Origin of the sequence: Kitasatospora phosalacinea (assembly GCF_000716545.1) — a bacterium.
In the GTDB taxonomy this organism is placed as follows: domain Bacteria; phylum Actinomycetota; class Actinomycetes; order Streptomycetales; family Streptomycetaceae; genus Kitasatospora; species Kitasatospora phosalacinea.
In genome coordinates, this window is record NZ_JNWZ01000022.1 from 36888 (window position 1) to 53178 (window position 16291).

Below are 16291 nucleotides of genomic sequence, written 5' to 3' on the forward strand. Positions count from 1 at the left end.
GGCGAACGGCCAATCTAACAGGGCGGGCAGGCCGCGCCCGCGCCGATCACCTGCGCGTTCCGGCATGTGGGACGGCGTTCGGAGCGGCCCGCGGGCCGCTCCCGGGGCGGGCGGCGGCGGAGTGCGGCGCTCCGCGCGGCGTTCGCCCACCGGGGCGCGGTGCGGGCCGTAGGCTGGGCGGGCCGGGGCCGGAAGTCCGGTCGCCGGTACAGCAGTTCGACGACCGCTGTCCGCTTCTCATGGGAGGTACCTGATCGTGGCGACGACCCGCACCGCGCACACCGAGTGGGAGGGCAACCTGCTCGACGGCAAGGGCCTGGTGACCCTCGACTCCTCCGGCGTCGGCGAGTTCCCGGTGTCCTGGCCGTCCCGGGCCGAGTCCGCGAACGGCAAGACCAGCCCGGAGGAGCTGATCGCGGCCGCGCACTCGTCCTGCTTCTCGATGGCGCTCTCGCACGGCCTGACCGGCGCCGGCACCCCGCCCACCAAGCTGGAGACCAAGGCGGACGTGACGTTCCAGCCGGGCACCGGCATCACCGGCATCCACCTGACCGTGGTCGGGACGGTGCCGGGCCTGGACGAGGCGGGCTTCGTGAAGGCCGCCGAGGACGCGAAGGCGAACTGCCCGGTGAGCCAGGCGCTGTCCGGCACCACCATCACGCTGTCGGCGAGCCTGGCCTGATCCCCCGTCCGGCCGCCCGGCCGGTCCGCCCCGCGCGCACGCCCGGTCACGGCGCGTGAGTGACGGTGCGCTCCCCCGGCGGGTGTCCCTGCGGCGCCCACCGGGGGTTTTGCCGTCCGTTCCCGGGCCGCCGTCCCACCCTTCGGTCGGATCGCGCCCGAATTCGCACAGAACGTAACGGGCATCTGCGGACAGATATCGCCAATCACCCTGGCGGCGGTCGCGGACAGTTACACCGGCGGCCTATGATCGGCGGGCGTGGCCCGAGGCCGCCGACTTGCTCCCCTGCCACCGGCCGGGGCCGCCGAGCGGGCGCGGGCCGCCTGGCCGGGCGCCGTCCGTGAGGGGTGACCGGCGCGACCAGTGGCAGCAGCGGACGGGAGCGTGCCGTGCCGGGCCGGAACCTCGGGACCGACGCACACCATCGGAGTGGGCGGCCCGAAGCGCCGCGCCCGGGGGCCGGAGCCGGATCCAGCGGATCCGCCCCGTGCGCCGCCTGCGGCGCCCCGCCGGACACCGAGGCCGAGCGGCTGGCCGCCGCCCTGCGGGCCAGCGAGTCCAGGTTCCGGGCCGCGTTCTCCGACGCCGGGATCGGCATGGCGCTGATCGGCTCCGACGACCTGGTGATCGAGGGCAACCCGGTGTTCGCGGCGATGCTGGGCCGCGAGGTCGCCGAACTCCCGGGCATGCACATCCACCAGATCATCGACCCGGAGGAACCGTCCCGCCGCCGCTACCGCGAGCTGGTGCGCGGCGAGCGCGACCGGATGCGGGCCGAGAAGCGGCTCAAGCACCGGGGCGGGCGGGAGGTCTGGGGCCGGGTCACCGTCTCGCTGATCCGCGACGGCGCCGGCGACCCCTACTACACGCTGGTCATGGTCGAGGACATCACCGAGCGCCGGCAGCTCGGCGACCGGCTCCTCTACCAGGCCACCCACGACCCGCTGACCAGGCTGCCCAACCGGACGCTGTTCTACGAGCGGCTGGAGGCCGCGTTCAAGCCGGCCGGCCCGGACGGCCCGGTGCCTGGCGGCGAGCGCCGGATCGGACTGTGCTACGTCGACCTGGACGGCTTCGCGGCCATCAACGAGACGCTCGGCCACCACGTCGGCGACCAACTGCTGGTGGCCGTCGCCGCCCGCCTGGAGCACGGCTTCGCCCGGGAACAGGGGCAGTTGGTGGCCCGGCTGGGCGGCGACGAGTTCGCCGTGCTGGTCACCGAGAGCGCCGGCCACCAGCAGCTGACCCGGCTGGCCGCCGCCCTGATGGCCACCCTGGAGCGGCCCTTCGAGGTGGCCGGGCACCGGCTGACCGTGACCGCGTCGATCGGCGTGGTGGAGCGCCCGGTGCGCGGCTCCACCCCCACCGACCTGATCCGCGACGCCGACTCGACGCTGTACTGGTCGAAGTCGGACGGCCGCGCCCGCTGGACGCTGTACGACCGCGACCGGGGCGCCGACCAGCTGACCCGGCACGAGCTGGCCACCGCGCTGCGCCCGGCCGTGGAGCGCGGCGAGTTCACCGTCGAGTACCAGCCGCTGGTGGGCCTGGCCGACGGCGCGGTGCGCGGCGCGGAGGCGCTGGTGCGCTGGCGGCACCCCCGGTACGGGCTGCTGCCGCCGAACCGGTTCATCCCGCTCGCCGAGGAGTCCGGGGCGATCGTGCCGCTGGGCAAGTGGGTGCTGGAGGAGTCCTGCCGCCAGGCCCGGCAGTGGCTGGACGGGTTCCCGGAGCAGCCGGTGCTGGTGAGCGTCAACCTGGCGCCCCGGCAGATCTGGGACTCCGACGTGGTCGCCGACGTCGCCGAGGTGCTGGAGCGCACCGGGCTGCCCGCCCGGCTGCTCCAACTGGAGATCACCGAGAGCGCGCTGCTGGGCCCGAGCGGCCGTCCGCTGCAGGCCCTGCAGGCGCTGGCCGACACGGGCGTGCGGATCGCCATCGACGACTTCGGCACCGGGTACTCCAACCTGGCCTACCTGTCCCGGCTGCCGGTGCACGCGCTCAAGCTGGACGCCACCTTCATCGAGGCGTTCCGCGAGTCCGCGCCCGGCGCGGACGGCCGGCGGCGGGCCGCCGACGAGCAGATCGTCGGCGCGATGGTGCAGTTGGCGCACGCCCTGGGCCTGACCGTCACCGCCGAGGGCATCGAGAACGCCGCCCAGGCCGAACGGCTGCGCCAGACCGGCTGCGACACCGCCCAGGGCTGGTACTACGCCCGCCCTGGCGGACCCGAGGTGATCGCCGCGATACTCCGTGACCAACCGCGGCGGTAGCGCCGCGGGGTTCTGGGTGCGGAGGGGATCAGGCCGGTGGAACGCGTGAACGCGGTGCTCGACGGGGCGAGCGTGGTGTCCGAGACCTCGATGGCGGGCGGCCTGTACAACGCCGCCCGGCTGCTCGAACTCAGCGACGGACGGCGGCTGGTGCTCAAGTGCGCGCCGCCGCCCGGCACGCCCGGCCTGGCGCACGAGCACGGACTGCTGGGCACCGAGCGGCTGTTCCACTCGCTGGCGGCGGACGCCGGGCTGACCGTCCCGCGGGTGCTGCACCACGACCCGGACGGGGACGCCGGCACCCGCGAGTGGCTGCTGCTCGGCTACGTGGAGGGCACCACCTGGGACAGCCTGCGCGAGCGGATCTCCGACGCCGACCGGGCCGGGCTGCGCCGCACCCTGGGCGCCTGGGCCGCCGGAGTGGCCCGGGCCACCGGGGAGCGCTACGGCTACCCGCAGCCCGGGCCGGGCCTGTCCGCCGACAGCTGGCCGACCGCGTTCGCCGCGATGTTCGGCGCGCTGCTCGCCGACGCCGACCGCTACGGCGTCGAACTGCCCGCCCCGGTCGAGGAGTTGCGCGCCCTGCCGGAGCGCTTCGCGGCCGCCCTGGCCGAGGTCCGCCGCCCGGCCCTGGTGCACTTCGACGCCTGGGAGGGCAACCTGCTGCTCACCCCCGGCCCGGACGGCGGCTGGGAGCTGACCGGCGTGATCGACGGCGAGCGGGCGTTCTTCGGCGACCCGCTGGCCGAACTGGTCGGCCTGGACCCGCTGGGCGCCGCCGAGCTGGACGCGGACTTCGTCTCCGGCTACCGCTCGGTCGACCCGTCCTTCGCGGTGGACGCCGCCGGGCGGGCCCGGCTCGCGCTGTACCGGACCTACCTGGCGCTGATCATGCGGATCGAGGCCGTGCCCCGGGCGTACACCGGCGACTTCGCGGCCTGGGTGGACGGCTGGTCGGCCGGGCGGGTCACCGAGCAGCTGGCGGTGCTGGCGGAACTCGGCGGGTGAGACCGGCGGGGCTCAGCCGGTGAGCCCGTACGCCTCGGCGATCAGCCCGTAGGACGCCAGCCGGTTCCCGTGCCCGTGGATGTGCGAGGTGACCATCAGCTCGTCCGCCCCGGTGCGCCGCCGCAGCGCCTCCAGGCCCTCGGCGACCTCCGCCGGGGTGCCGAGCACCACGTTCGCCAGCCAGGACTCCAGGAAGTCCTCCTCGGCGAGGGTGTAGGGGTGCGCGGCGGCCTCCTCCGGCGTCGGGATCGGCCCGGGGCGGCCCTGCCGCAGCCGCAGCATGCCCAGCCCCGCCGACCGGGCCAGCCACAGCGCCCGCTCCCGGCTCTCGGCGGCCACCGCGCTGACCCCGATCAGCGCGTACGGCTCCGCCAGGACCTCGGACGGGGTGAAGCCGTCCCGGTACAGGTCGAGCGCGGGGACGGTGTTGGCGGCGCTGAAGTGGTGCGCGAACGCGAACGGGTACCCGAGCCGGGCCGAGAGCTGGGCGCTGAAACCGGACGAGCCGAGCAGCCACAGCGGCGGGCGGGAGGCCGAGCGCGGCACCGCCTCCAGCCGGGCGTACGGGTGGCCGGGCGGGAACTCGCCGTCCAGGAAGTGCCGCAGTTCGGCGAGCTGGCGCGGGAAGTCCTCCGCGCCGTCGGCCAGGCCGCGGCGCAGCGCCCGGGCGGTGGCCTGGTCGGTGCCGGGGGCGCGGCCCAGGCCCAGGTCGATCCGGCCCGGGTGCAGGGCCTCCAGCAGGCCGAACTGCTCGGCGATCGCCAGCGGGGCGTGGTTGGGCAGCATCACGCCGCCGGAGCCGAGCCGCAGCGTCGTGGTGTGGGCGCCGAGGTGGGCGAGCAGGACGGCGGGCACCGAGGAGGCGACGCCGGGCATGCCGTGGTGCTCGGCGACCCAGAACCGGTGGTAGCCCCAGCCCTCGGCGGCCCGGGCCAGCTCGGTGGTCGCGGCGAGCGCCTCGCCCGCGGTGTGGCCGGCGCCGACGGTGGCGAGGTCCAGGATCGACAGCGGGGCGGGGGCGCGGCCCGCGGCCCGGCCGCGGATCCGGTCCTCGGCGGCGGCCGTGTCGGTGCCCGGGACTGTCCCGGGGGCGGTCGGCTCCGGTGCGGTGCTCATGCGGTGCGTCCTCCTGCTGCCCCGGCCGGGTGCCCGGGCGTTCGTGGGAGCACAACCGGCGCGCCGTCCGGCCTGTTCCCGCCGCCCGCCGCCCGCCCGGCCGCGACGCGCCGGGCCCGTCCCTGACGGGCCACCAGCAGGCAACGCAGCGTGGCGACTTCACGCCACAGCGAGAAGTCGCCAGGTCCGGGGGTCGAACCGGGGCTCCGGATGAGGCAGTCTGGTGATCGGCGCGGAACACGTACCGGCTCCGCGCACCAGCGACAGATCGGCGGGCTAGACCAGCGCCGTTCGATCCCACGAGCCCTCGGAGCGGCACCCCGCCCGGGGGCTCTCGCCGTGTCCGGGCCCGTGTGCGGTATGCCACACGGGGGTGCTTCATGCCATGAAATTTGCCCGCGCTAGCGTTGTCCCCCGTTGCAGCTGCTCCCCCCGGGCGTGCTGGAGGGAGAGACACCGTGGACCCGAACGCCATCGTCGGACCGGCCTGGTACTGCGCACTGGCGCTGGCCGCCGTCCTCGGCGACGCCTTCCTGCCGTTCCTGCCCAGCGGGACGCTGGTGATCCTGGCCGTGCTGAAGACCGGGCAGGTGGGCGGCTCGCCGCTGCTGCTGGCCGCCGGGGTCGCCGTCGCCTCCTTCCTCGGCGACCTGCTGCTGCTCAACCTGGCCCGGCGCGGCGCACCCGCCGTGCACCGCGGGCTGGCCCGCCGGCCCCGGCTGGCCGCGAGCGTCGAGCGGGTGCAGCGGGCGCTCACCGGCCGCACCACCAGTCGGGCCGCCGCGGCCATCGTGATCATCGCGCGCTTCGTCCCGGCCGGGCGGACGGTGCTGGACGTGGCGGTCGGCCACTCCACGAACCACCGGCCGTGGACCTTCCTGCGCTGGTCGGCGGTGGCCGCCGTGGTGTGGGCGGCGTACATCGTCAGCCTGGGCTGGCTCAACCAGCACTGGTTCGACACCGCGTGGCTGAGCTTCGCGATCTCCTGCCTGGCGGCCACCGTGATCAGCTCGGCCGTGGTGCAGCTGGTCCGGCGGCGGCGCCGGCTGGGCGCCCTGGTCGAGGCCGAGTAGCCCGGCGGGCGGTCGCGGGCGCGCCCGCGACCTCGGCGTTCTCTGTCCCAGAACGGCAACAGGCGGCCCCCGGCGGGATCCGCCCGAAGCTTTACCGCGTGATGACCGGTTGAGGGCGGACGGCGTTGGACCGGCTCCCTCGGGCATGCCATCCTTGGGTGGCAATACCGTCAAATTGTCCGATTTTGCCAGTAGTTGACCTCCGGGGCCGCGCGTCGGCGTCCGGGGGTCCTTCTGATCGCGCCCACGTGGCAGGGGAGACCATGAGCACCATCTCGCGCAGGACAGTGCTGACCGCCACCGCGGCCACGGCGGCCCTCGGCGCCGTCGCCGCCTGCTCCGGCGGAGGCGGGGGCGGCACCGCGGACCGGCCCGGCTCCGACGGGGCCGGTTCCTCGGCCGGCGGCTCCGGCTCGACGCAGCCGACGGTCAAGGCCACCCCGCTCGGCGACGGCTCCACCGCCGACACCGGCGTCCAGCCGCACCAGCCCACTGCCGAGAAGCTCAAGCCCGGCGAGGCCCCGCCCCAGTTCGTGGTCTTCTCCTGGGACGGCGCCGGCGCCACCGACGACGGCCAGTTCACCCGCTTCCTCAAGCTCGCCGAGGAGCACAAGGCGAGCATGACCTTCTTCCTCTCCGGCATCTACACCCTGCCGAAGGAGAAGTCCTCGCTCTACCACCCGCCGCAGCACCCGGTCGGCGCCTCGGACATCCCCTTCCTCTCCGACAACGCCGTGCGCAACACCATCAAGCTGATCAGCCAGGCCTGGCTGGCCGGCCACGAGATCGGCACCCACTTCAACGGGCACTTCTGCTCCACCCGCTCCGACCACAACGGCGTCAACAAGTGGAGCCCCGAGGACTGGGAGAGCGAGATCCAGCAGGCGGTGTCCTTCGTCACCCAGTGGCGCACCAACACCGGCTTCACCGACGTCGACCCGCTGCCCTTCGACTACAAGAAGGAGCTGATAGGCGGCCGCACCCCCTGCCTGGAGGGCCAGAAGGCCCTGCTGCCGACCGCCGCCAAACTCGGCTGGAAGTACGACGCCAGCTCCCCCGGCGGCCTGCAGATCTGGCCGCAGAAGGTCCAGGACGGCAAGATCTGGGACTTCCCCCTCCAGGGCATCCCCTTCCCCGGCCACAACTTCCAGGTCCTGTCGATGGACTACAACATCCTCGCCAACCAGTCCGGCGGCTCCACCAAGGGCGACCCCGGCAAGTACGCCCAGTGGCGCGACCAGGCCCGCGACTCCTACCTGGCCGGCTTCGAGCGCGCCTACACCACCAACCGCGCCCCGTTCTTCGTCGGCAACCACTTCGAGCAGTGGAACGGCGGCATCTACATGGACGCCGTCGAGGAGACCATCAAGCGGATCGCCGACAAGCCCGACGTCCGCCTGGTCTCCTTCCGGCAGCTCGTCGACTGGCTGGAGGCCCAGGACCAGTCCACCCTCCGCAAGCTGCGCACCCTCAACGTCGGCCAGGCCCCGGCCGGCGGCTGGCAGACCTTCCTCGGGTCCTAGAGCAGCGCCGCCGCCAGCCTCTCCGACCGGATGATCGAGTAGTGGTTGGTGTCCGGCACCAGCTCGGCCGGGAGCCCGACCTTCGCCGCGGCCAGCCGGTCGGGGTCGTAGAGGGCCTGGGGCTCGTCCAGCAGGCCGCGCTGCGCGTACAGGAAGCGGGTGGGGACGGTCAGGCGGTGGATCGCGCCGGCGGCTTCCGGGTCGAGCAGGACCTGGGCGCCGTCGGTGGTGATCGCCTCGTGGACGCAGGAGGAGACCAGCTCGGGGGCCTCGCCGACCAGGTCGCGCTGGGTGTAGGCGTCGAGTTCGGCGGTCCACGGGTCGAACGCGGGGTGGGCCCGCCAGAACGCGCGGTACGCCTCGCGGTCGGGGAAGGTCATCGAGAGCCGGGCCAGCGCCGGGCCGAGGACGGCGGCCAGCGCGTCCTGCTCGCTGACGCCGGGCGGCAGCGGGAAGGTGACGGCGCCGTCGACCAGGGTGAGCGCGCCGACCAGGCCCGGGTGCCTGGTCGCGGTGAGGGCGCAGACCCAGGCGCCCATCGAGTGGCCGACCAGCCGGACCGGCCCCGCGTCCAGGGCGGTGACCAGCGCGGCGACGTCCTCCGCGTGGCGGGCCAGGCCCCAGGGGCCCGGCAGGTCGCGGCTGGCGGCGCGCCCGCGCAGGTCGGGGGCGTACAGCGAGACCCGGCCGTCGAGCAGCCGGGCCAGGGCGGCCCAGGCCAGCGCGTTGGCGGTGATGCCGTGCACGGCGACCACCACGGGCGCGTCGGGGACGGTCGCGGGCCAGTGCAGGACGGCGAGGCCGCCGCCGTCGACGGGGACGGTCAGGGCGGTGGGCTGGGGGCTGGTCATGCGGCGCCTTCCGGTACGGCGGTGACGGGGGCGGCGGCCCGGGCGGCCCGGCCGGGGCGCAGTCGGGCGGGGAGCGCGGCGAGGCCGCCGGGCAGCAGGTGGACCACGGCGACGAAGAGCGTACCGAGCAGGAACAGCGGCTGGGAGAGCGGAACCCGCAGCACGGAGGGCAGTTCGGCGACGGAGCCGGAGTTGGCGAGGTCGCCGAGCCGGTGCGCGGCCCAGGTGTACAGGACGCCGCCGAGCAGCGGCCCCCAGCGGGTGCCGGAGCCGCCGAGCACCACCATCACCAGCAGGGCGAGCGTCGCGTCGGAGCCCGCGGCCTGCGGGGTCGCGCCGCCGGTGAGCAGCAGGTACACCACGCCGCCGGCGCCGGCCAGCGCGCCGGAGACGGTGAACGCGACGAGCTTGAAGCCGTACGGGCGCAGGCCCAGCACCTCGACCCGGCGCTCGTTCTCCCGGATGCCGGCCCAGACCCGGCCGGTGGGCGAGGAGACCGTCCAGTGCACCACGGCCAGCACCAGGACCAGGTAGGCGAGGGCGATCCAGTACAGGTTGGCGGTGTTCTGGATGCCGATCAGCGCGTCCGGCAGGTGTTCGGCGGGGGCGGAGCGGCCCTCCTCGCCGCCGGTGTACCCGCCGGGGTTGCGCTGCACCAGGATCGCCCCGGCCTGGGCGAAGGCGAGGGTGACCATGGAGAAGCCGATGCCGGTGACCCGCAGCGAGACCGCGCCCAGGACCAGGGCCAGCAGGACCGAGCAGGCGGTGCCGAGCAGCGCGGCCGGGACGAAGCCGAGGCCGAACTCCAGCATCGCCAGGTCGGTGGCGTACAGGCCGGTGGCGAAGTAGAGGGCGTGGCCGAAGGAGAGCAGCCCGGTGCGGCCGAGCAGCAGGTCGTAGCCGGTGGCGAGGCCGCCGTAGAGCAGGCACAGGGCGATCAGTTGCAGGCTGCCGGGGCTGCCGAGCGGCCCGTCGAGCAGGCCGGGCAGCGGCAGGGCGCTGTACGGCGCGGCGGCCAGGGCGAGCAGCAGGGCCAGCGGCCACCAGCGCTTGAGGTGGGTGGTCACGCGAGTCTCCCGGTGAGTCCGCGGGGCTTGACGAGCAGGAGGACGGCGAGCAGGACGACCACGGAGAGGTCGCCGAGGCCCGCTGCCGTGTAGTAGTTGGCGAACTGCTGGACGAGGCCGACGCCGACCGAGGCGACGGCGGCGCCGGTGACCGAGCCCATGCCGCCCATCACGACCACCACGAAGGCGAAGACCAGCAGGCCGGTGCCCTGGGAGGGGTTGACGGAGCCGAAGTAGAGGCCGGCCAGGGCTCCGCCGAGCGAGGCGGCGGCGCCGCCGATGGCGAAGACCAGGGTGAAGGCCCTGCGGACGTCGATGCCGAGGGCGGTGACCATGGCGCGGTCCTCGACGCCGGCCCGCACGATCAGGCCGTAGCGGGTCCTCGCCAGGAAGAGCCGCAGCAGGAGCAGGACGGCGAGGGCGGCGGCGATCAGCACGAAGCGGTTGACCGGGACGGCCGCGCCGAGCAGGTCGACGGTGCCGGACAGCGCGGCGGGCTGCGGGAAGGGGCGGGCGTCGGAGCCCCAGACGCCCGTGATCAGGGCGGGCAGGGCGAGCCCGACGCCGACGGTGGCCAGGATCTGGTCGCGGGGGCGGGCGTACAGCGGGCGGATCAGGGCGAGTTCGAGCAGCACGGAGGCGGCGGTGCCGACCAGGACGCCGAACGGGACGGCCGGCCAGAAGCCCAGGCCGCCGTCGGTGGCGGCCCACCAGGCGGCGTAGGCGCCGATGGAGAGCAGCGCGCCGTGGGCGAAGTTGAGCACGTCCATCAGGCCGAAGATCAGCGAGAGGCCGGAGGCGATCAGGAAGTACAGTGCGCCGAGTCCGAGTCCGGTGCAGGTGAGCAGGACGACGGTGTTCATCGGGGTCCCCCCTCGGGAGCGGCGGGCGCGGCGGGCCGGTGGGCGCCGACGCCGAGCAGCCGGCGGGCGGCGTCCTCGTCGGCGAGCAGGGCGCGGGCGTCGCCCTGGTGGGCGGTGCGGCCGTCGGCGAGGACGGCGCAGTGGCCGGCGACCCGGCGGACCAGGGCGAGGTTCTGCTCGACCAGCAGGACGGGGACGGTCTCGGCGGCCCGGGCGAGCACGTCGGCGACCTCGGTGACGATCTTCGGGGCGAGCCCCTTGGTGGGTTCGTCGGCGATGATCAGCCGGTTCCCGTTGAGCAGGGTGCGGGCGATGGCGACCATCTGCTGCTGCCCGCCGGAGAGGGTGCCGGCCGGCTGCCCGCGGCGCCGCTCCAGCTCGGGGAAGAGCTCGTGGACCAGGTCGTAGGCGGGGTGGGGGTCGCGTTCGGCCAGCCGCAGGTTCTCGGCGACGCTGAGGTGGGCGAAGACGCCGCGGTCCTCGGGGGCGTAGCCGATGCCCCGGCGGACCACCCGGTGGGTGGGGAGCCGGCCGATGTCGGTGCCGTCGAAGGTGACGGTGCCGGTGCGCGGGACGAGTCCCATGACGGCCTTGACGGTGGTGGTCTTGCCGGCGCCGTTGCGGCCGAGCAGGGCGGTGACGCCGGTGGCGGCGACGTCCAGGTCCACCCCGTGCAGGATGTGCAGTCCGTCGATCACCACCCTCAGGTCGCGGACCGTCAGCAGGCTCACAGCGCCTCCCCGAGGTAGGCCCCCTGGACGGTGGCGTCGGCCATCACGGCGTCGGGGGTGTCGAGTGCGAGCAGGGTGCCGTGGTGCATCACGGCGAGCCGGTCGGCCAGGCCGAGCAGGACGTCCATGTGGTGCTCGACCATCAGGACGGTGCGGCCCTGCTCCCGGTGGACGGAGCGGATCAGCTCGACCAGCGCGGGCACCTCCTCGGCGCTGACCCCGGCCATCGGCTCGTCCAGCAGGATCAGCCGCGGCTCGCCGACCAGCAGCACCGCCAGTTCGAGCTTGCGCTTGCCGCCGTGCGAGAGGGAGCCGGCGAGGTGGTCGGCGCGGTCGGCCAGGCCGGTGCGCTCCAGCGTCCGCTCCACCTGCTGCCGGTAGCGGCTCGCGCGCCGCCAGATCCGGTAGGAGGCGCCCGGTCCGGCGGCGGCCTGGGCGGCGAGGCGGACGTGGTCGGCGACGGTGAGGCCGGGCCACAGCGAGGAGGTCTGGAAGGTCCGGCCCAGGCCCCGCCGGGCCCGGGCGGGCACCGGGAGGGCGGTGATGTCGGCGCCGTCCAGGTGCAGCGTCCCGTGCGTGGCGGGGTGGATGCCGGAGACCAGGTTGAACAGGGAGGTCTTGCCCGCCCCGTTCGGGCCGATGAAGGCGACGAACTCGCCCTCGGCGACGTCGAGGCTGACGTCCCGGACGATCGGGACGCCGCGGACGGACCAGCCGAGGCCGTCCAGCCGCAGGACCGGGGCGGGGGCGGCCATGCCGCTCAGCCCGCCGACTTGGCGACCGGCGGGGCGACCTGGTCGGCGCTCAGGACCTTCTCGGCGGTCGGCTTGGCGTCGGCGCCGGTGCCGGTCAGCTTGACCTGGAACATCGGCTGCAGCAGCGCGTGGTCCTCGGCGCGGACGGTCAGCCGGCCCTTGACGCCGTCGAAGCTCCAGCCCTCCAGGGCCTTCACCAGGGCGTCGGTGTCGGCGTCGGAGCCCTTGTTGGCCTCCAGCGCGTGCACCACCATCTGGGCGGCGGTGAAGCCGTCGGGGGTGAACAGGTCGGGCTTGGAGCCGGCCTTGGTGACGGCGTCGGTCATCGCCAGTTCGGCCTCGGTGCCGCCCGCCGCGCCCGCGAAGTAGTGGTTCAGGAAGTCGATCTTCTCGGCGGCGGGGCCGAACAGCGGGTAGGAGGCGGCCACGTCCAGGCCGGTGACCACCTTGGTCGCGGAGAACACGTCCTGCTGGTTGAGCGAGGTCCACAGCGCGGAGGCGGTGTCGCCGGCCCAGGCCACGTACAGCAGGTCGGGCTTCGCGGCCTTGGCCTGGGTGGCGAACGGCGTCAGGTCGGTGGCGGACGGCGGGGCCAGCACGGCGTCCACGCTCGCGCCCCCGCCGCCCAGCACCTCCTTCACGGCGGCCACGTTGGCCTGCCCGAAGGCGTTGTCCTGGGCCAGCACGGTGACCTTCTTGCCCTTGGCGTCGCCGATGAACGAGGCCGCCGCCCTGGTGTCCTGGTACGACTGGCGCCCGGAGCGGAAGGTGTACTTGTTCAGGCCGGTGACCTTGTCGGCGGCGGCCGGGCCGGAGATGAACAGCACCTTGTTCTGCGCGGCGATCGGCCCGACCTGCAGCGCCACCCCGGAGGCGGTGGAGCCCGCCAGGATCCGGACGTTCTTGCCGATCAGGTCCTTGGCCGCGGAGACCGCCTTCGCCGGGTCGCCCGCGTCGTCCTGCTCGGTGATCTCCACCGGGTGCCCGTCCACCGCGCCGGTGCCCTTGGTGGCGTACGCCAGGCCCGCCTTGAAGCCCTCCAGGTACTGCTTCCCGTACGCGGCCAGCGGGCCGGTCCTGGAGTACACCAGGCCGACCTTGACCGGGCCGGTGCCGCCCCCGCCGCCACCGGTCTCGGCCGGGGTGCCCGCGGTGCCGGCCTTCGCGCAGCCCGCGGCGAGCAGCGCGCAGGCGGCCAGCGCGGCGAGCCTGCGGGCGGGGCGTCTGTGGGTGGCGTCCGTGACTGGCATGGTGGGGCTCCTGACGTGCCGGTGCTGGTGGGATGCCGGAACCGTAGGGGCGCGCCCCCGGGGACGACATGTGACGGGCACACGCATCGGCCGCCCGCGCTGTGTGGCTCACCGCCATGTCGCGGCGGTGCCCGGCCCGGAGTGTGCGGCGGCCACATGGTGCGGGCGCCCGCCGTGGGGCCGCCTGCCATAGGGGGGAGCCCCCGGGCGTGCGGAAGGGGGCCCGCCGACGACGGCGGGCCCCCTTCGCGGTGCTGCGGGCTACTTCTCCAGGTTCGGGATCTGCCAGTCGACCGGCTTCTGGCCGAAGCCCTCCAGCGCCTCGTTGATCTGCGAGAACGGCTTGCTGCCGAAGAACAGCTTCGCGGACAGCGGCGAGGGGTGCGCGCCCTGGACGACCACGTGCCGCTCGGTGTCGATCAGCGGGAGCTTCTTCTTCGCGTAGCCGCCCCACAGCACGAACACGCAGGGCTCCTCGCGGGCGCTCACCGCCTTGATCACCGCGTCGGTGAACTTCTCCCAGCCCTTGTTCTTGTGCGAGTTGGCCTCGTGCGCCCGCACCGTGAGCACCGCGTTGAGCAGCAGCACGCCCTGCTCGGCCCACGGCATCAGGTACCCGTTGTCCGGGACGGTCAGGCCCAGGTCGGTGTGCAGCTCCTTGTAGATGTTGCGCAGCGACGGCGGGATCCTGACGCCCGGCAGCACGGAGAAGCTCATGCCGTGCGCCTGGCCGTTGTCGTGGTACGGGTCCTGGCCGAGGATCAGCACCTTGACGTCCTGGTACGGCGTCGCCTCCAGCGCCGAGAACTCCTGCCCGGCGGGCGGGAACACCTCGTGCTCGGCCCGCTCGGCGGCCAGGAACCCGGCCAGCTGCGCGTAGTAGGGCTTGCCGGTCTCCTCGGCCAGCACCCCCTGCCAGGACGCGGGCAGTTCCGGCACGCCGCCCGTGGACGCCTCGGCCAGCTCCGTCACGTTGTACCTCCCACCGGCCGCACCGCGCGGCGGCCGCTCTCACTCGTACGTCGGGCGGGCCCGTCCCGGACCCGCTGCGGTGAACGCTACACAGTCGCGCCGACACACCGCGTCGGCCCCGGCCGCGCGGTCGGCGGCAGTTGACGGCGCGTGCGCGGAGAGCCCCCGCCCCGCCGTCCGCGCGTCCCGGGGCCGCCGGTGCGGACGCCCCTGTGTCCGACCGGCCGGGACGACTAGGCTGATCGGCGTTGGGGCAGCCTGTGGCGCCCGACCGGCCAGCGGTGTCCGGTCGGAGCGATCACGAAGATCGTTCGACCTGTGCAAGACCAAGGAGACACCCACGTGGCAGACCGCAAGCCCATCGAGACCTGGCTGACCGACATGGACGGAGTCCTCATCCACGAGGGCGTGCCGATCCCCGGGGCCGATGCCTTCATCAAGCGGCTGCGTGAGTCCGGGAAGCCCTTCCTCGTGCTCACCAACAACTCGATCTACACCCAGCGCGACCTGCACGCCCGCCTGGCCCGGATGGGCCTGGACGTGCCCGCCGAGCACATCTGGACGTCCGCGCTGGCCACCGCGAAGTTCCTGTACGACCAGCGCCCGGGCGGCACCGCGTACGTGATCGGCGAGGCCGGTCTGACCACCGCGATGCACGACGTCGGCTACGTGCTGACCGACACCGCGCCGGACTTCGTGGTGCTGGGCGAGACCCGGACGTACTCCTTCGAGGCGATGACCAAGGCCGTCCGGCTGATCAACGACGGCGCCCGGTTCATCGCCACCAACCCGGACGAGACCGGCCCGTCCGCCGAGGGCGCGCTGCCCGCGACCGGCGCGGTGGCCGCGCTGATCACCAAGGCGACCGGGGTGGATCCGTACTTCGTCGGCAAGCCGAACCCGCTGATGATGCGGGCGGGCCTGAACGCGATCGGCGCGCACTCGGAGAACAGCGCGATGATCGGCGACCGGATGGACACCGACATCGTCTCCGGGATGGAGGCCGGCATGTCGACCTTCCTGGTGCTGACCGGCCTGACCCAGGCCGCCGAGGTCGACCGCTTCCCGTACCGGCCGACCCAGGTGGTCAACTCGATCGCCGACCTGGTCGAGCTGGTCTGACACCGCCCCGGAGGGCCCCGGCGCGCACCGCGCCGGGGCCCTCCGGCGTGCGGGTCACGCCAGGTCGCGGGCGTCGGCGCCGGGCAGCCAGTCGCGGTCGGGGCGGTACTCCAGCCAGCGGCGGTCGCGGCCGCGCTCGGCGAAGGCGCGCAGCAGGGCGGGGACGGCGGGGTGCGGGCGTTCGCGGTGCCAGACCAGGGACCAGGCGTACAGCGGGACGGGGTCGACCAGCGGGCGGACGGCCAGGCCGGGCGGGGCGGCTAGCGGGAGTTCGGCGGGCAGCAGGGTGCAGCCGTCGGGGAGGTCGCGGACCCGCTCCAGCAGGTGGGCCAGGCCGAGGTTGGCCTCGCCGGGCAGCAGCGGGACGCCGAAGCGTTCGCCGAACCGGGCCAGGAAGTCCAGCCGGGCCGGGTCGGCGGGCAGCACCAGCCGCAGCGCGGCCAGGTCGGCGGGGCGCAGCCGGTCGGCGCGGGCCAGCGGGTGGGCGGCCGGCAGCACCACGTCGACGGGTTCCAGCCGGACCAGTCGGTGCGCCGACTCCCGTTCGGCACCCGGCTGGTGGCGGCCGAACCCGGCGGCGATCTCACCCCGGGCCAGTGCGCCGGCGACCGCCCCGAAGTCCCGGGCGGGGCCGACCTCGACGGTCGGTCCGGTGGCGACGGCGAGCACTTCGCGCACGGTGCGCAGCGGCTCGTACAGGTGGCCCCAGACGTCCAGCCGGGCGGGTTCGGCCCGCTGCCGGACGGCGGCGACGGCAGCCTGCCCGGCGGCCAGCGCGGCCCGCGCGGGGCCGAGCAACCGGCGTCCGGCGTCGGTGAGTCGTACGGCGGCGGGGCCGCGTTCGAGCAGCCGGACGCCCAACTCCCGCTCCAGGGCGGCGATCCGCTTGGAGGCGGCCTGCTGGCTGATCGCCAACTGCTCGGCGGCGCGCCCGAAGTGGCGCTGCTCGGCGACGGCGACGAAGGCTCGCAGCTGTCGCGGGTCGGGGTCGTCCATCGCCCCATC

At 74.6% G+C, this 16291-nt stretch carries 15 protein-coding genes; 6 read left to right on the top strand and 9 right to left on the bottom strand.

Going from position 1 to position 16291, the window contains the following annotated elements:
* Positions 1-256: 256 nt before the first annotated feature.
* The 3 genes from OO48_RS13700 (at position 257) to OO48_RS13710 (ending at position 3963) form a co-directional block, all read left to right on the top strand.
* Complete coding sequence (locus OO48_RS13700; protein ID WP_033215703.1) at positions 257-682, top strand: OsmC family protein; 426 nt, start codon at positions 257-259, stop codon at positions 680-682.
* Positions 683-1071: 389 nt separating this feature from the next.
* A complete protein-coding gene (locus OO48_RS13705) occupies positions 1072-2955 on the top strand; it encodes a putative bifunctional diguanylate cyclase/phosphodiesterase (RefSeq protein ID WP_033215705.1) in 1884 nt (627 codons plus the stop codon).
* Between the two features lie 36 nt (positions 2956-2991).
* Positions 2992-3963 (top strand): phosphotransferase family protein, encoded by a 972-nt coding sequence (locus OO48_RS13710; protein ID WP_033215707.1) that lies wholly within the window; start codon positions 2992-2994, stop codon positions 3961-3963.
* A gap of 12 nt (positions 3964-3975) precedes the next feature.
* Here the strand turns inward: OO48_RS13710 and OO48_RS13715 are convergent, their stop codons facing one another.
* Positions 3976-5079: an LLM class flavin-dependent oxidoreductase gene (locus tag OO48_RS13715; RefSeq protein ID WP_033215709.1), complete on the bottom strand. Its 1104-nt coding sequence runs from the start codon at positions 5077-5079 to the stop codon at positions 3976-3978.
* Positions 5080-5537: 458 nt separating this feature from the next.
* On the opposite strand from OO48_RS13715, the gene OO48_RS13720 reads away from it, so the two are divergent.
* Together OO48_RS13720 and OO48_RS13725 are read left to right on the top strand one after the other, a co-directional pair.
* A complete protein-coding gene (locus OO48_RS13720; RefSeq protein ID WP_051732103.1) occupies positions 5538-6152 on the top strand; it encodes a hypothetical protein in 615 nt (204 codons plus the stop codon).
* A gap of 263 nt (positions 6153-6415) precedes the next feature.
* The gene (locus OO48_RS13725; RefSeq protein ID WP_033215711.1) at positions 6416-7675 is read left to right on the top strand and encodes a polysaccharide deacetylase family protein; all 1260 of its coding nucleotides are present in this window, start codon (positions 6416-6418) and stop codon (positions 7673-7675) included.
* Here the strand turns inward: OO48_RS13725 and OO48_RS13730 are convergent.
* The 7 genes from OO48_RS13730 to OO48_RS13760 all read right to left on the bottom strand — a co-directional run bounded on the left by OO48_RS13730 (position 7672) and on the right by OO48_RS13760 (position 14164).
* Entirely contained in the window at positions 7672-8526 is an 855-nt protein-coding gene (locus OO48_RS13730) for an alpha/beta fold hydrolase (RefSeq protein ID WP_033215716.1), read from the bottom strand. The two genes, OO48_RS13725 and OO48_RS13730, sit on opposite strands and share 4 nt — an antisense overlap.
* Complete coding sequence (locus OO48_RS13735) at positions 8523-9593, bottom strand: branched-chain amino acid ABC transporter permease (protein ID WP_051732104.1); 1071 nt, start codon at positions 9591-9593, stop codon at positions 8523-8525. Before OO48_RS13735 ends, OO48_RS13730 begins: the two co-directional genes overlap by 4 nt.
* Entirely contained in the window at positions 9590-10456 is an 867-nt protein-coding gene (locus tag OO48_RS13740; RefSeq protein ID WP_033215718.1) for a branched-chain amino acid ABC transporter permease, read from the bottom strand. The genes OO48_RS13735 and OO48_RS13740 overlap by 4 nt, the downstream gene beginning before the upstream one ends.
* Complete coding sequence (locus tag OO48_RS13745; protein ID WP_033215720.1) at positions 10453-11187, bottom strand: ABC transporter ATP-binding protein; 735 nt, start codon at positions 11185-11187, stop codon at positions 10453-10455. Before OO48_RS13745 ends, OO48_RS13740 begins: the two co-directional genes overlap by 4 nt.
* On the bottom strand, positions 11184-11942 hold the full coding sequence (locus OO48_RS13750; protein WP_051732105.1) for an ABC transporter ATP-binding protein: 759 nt from the start codon (positions 11940-11942) through the stop codon (positions 11184-11186). The genes OO48_RS13745 and OO48_RS13750 overlap by 4 nt, the downstream gene beginning before the upstream one ends.
* Before the next feature lie 5 nt (positions 11943-11947).
* Entirely contained in the window at positions 11948-13192 is a 1245-nt protein-coding gene (locus OO48_RS13755) for a substrate-binding domain-containing protein (protein ID WP_033215722.1), read from the bottom strand.
* A gap of 261 nt (positions 13193-13453) precedes the next feature.
* Positions 13454-14164 carry a uracil-DNA glycosylase gene (locus tag OO48_RS13760; RefSeq protein ID WP_081952102.1) on the bottom strand — a complete coding sequence of 237 codons (711 nt, stop codon included), beginning with the start codon at positions 14162-14164 and terminating at the stop codon, positions 13454-13456.
* A gap of 342 nt (positions 14165-14506) precedes the next feature.
* Between OO48_RS13760 and OO48_RS13765 the strand changes: the two genes are divergently transcribed.
* Positions 14507-15286 carry an HAD-IIA family hydrolase gene (locus tag OO48_RS13765; protein ID WP_033215724.1) on the top strand — a complete coding sequence of 260 codons (780 nt, stop codon included), beginning with the start codon at positions 14507-14509 and terminating at the stop codon, positions 15284-15286.
* 54 nt (positions 15287-15340) lie between these two features.
* On the opposite strand, the gene OO48_RS13770 is transcribed toward OO48_RS13765, so the two are convergent.
* Entirely contained in the window at positions 15341-16282 is a 942-nt protein-coding gene (locus OO48_RS13770; RefSeq protein ID WP_033215726.1) for a LysR family transcriptional regulator, read from the bottom strand.
* Positions 16283-16291 lie beyond the last annotated feature (9 nt).

Bases quoted from the DNA above. Each gene is read 5' to 3' on its own strand.
- OO48_RS13755 (WP_033215722.1), bottom strand. From the start codon at position 13,192: ATGCCAGTCACGGACGCCACCCACAGACGCCCCGCCCGCAGGCTCGCC.
- OO48_RS13770 (WP_033215726.1), bottom strand. From the start codon at position 16,282: ATGGACGACCCCGACCCGCGACAGCTGCGAGCCTTCGTCGCCGTCGCC.
- OO48_RS13730 (WP_033215716.1), bottom strand. From the start codon at position 8,526: ATGACCAGCCCCCAGCCCACCGCCCTGACCGTCCCCGTCGACGGCGGC.
- OO48_RS13715 (WP_033215709.1), bottom strand. From the start codon at position 5,079: ATGAGCACCGCACCGGAGCCGACCGCCCCCGGGACAGTCCCGGGCACC.
- OO48_RS13725 (WP_033215711.1), top strand. From the start codon at position 6,416: ATGAGCACCATCTCGCGCAGGACAGTGCTGACCGCCACCGCGGCCACG.
- OO48_RS13750 (WP_051732105.1), bottom strand. From the start codon at position 11,942: ATGGCCGCCCCCGCCCCGGTCCTGCGGCTGGACGGCCTCGGCTGGTCC.
- OO48_RS13740 (WP_033215718.1), bottom strand. From the start codon at position 10,456: ATGAACACCGTCGTCCTGCTCACCTGCACCGGACTCGGACTCGGCGCA.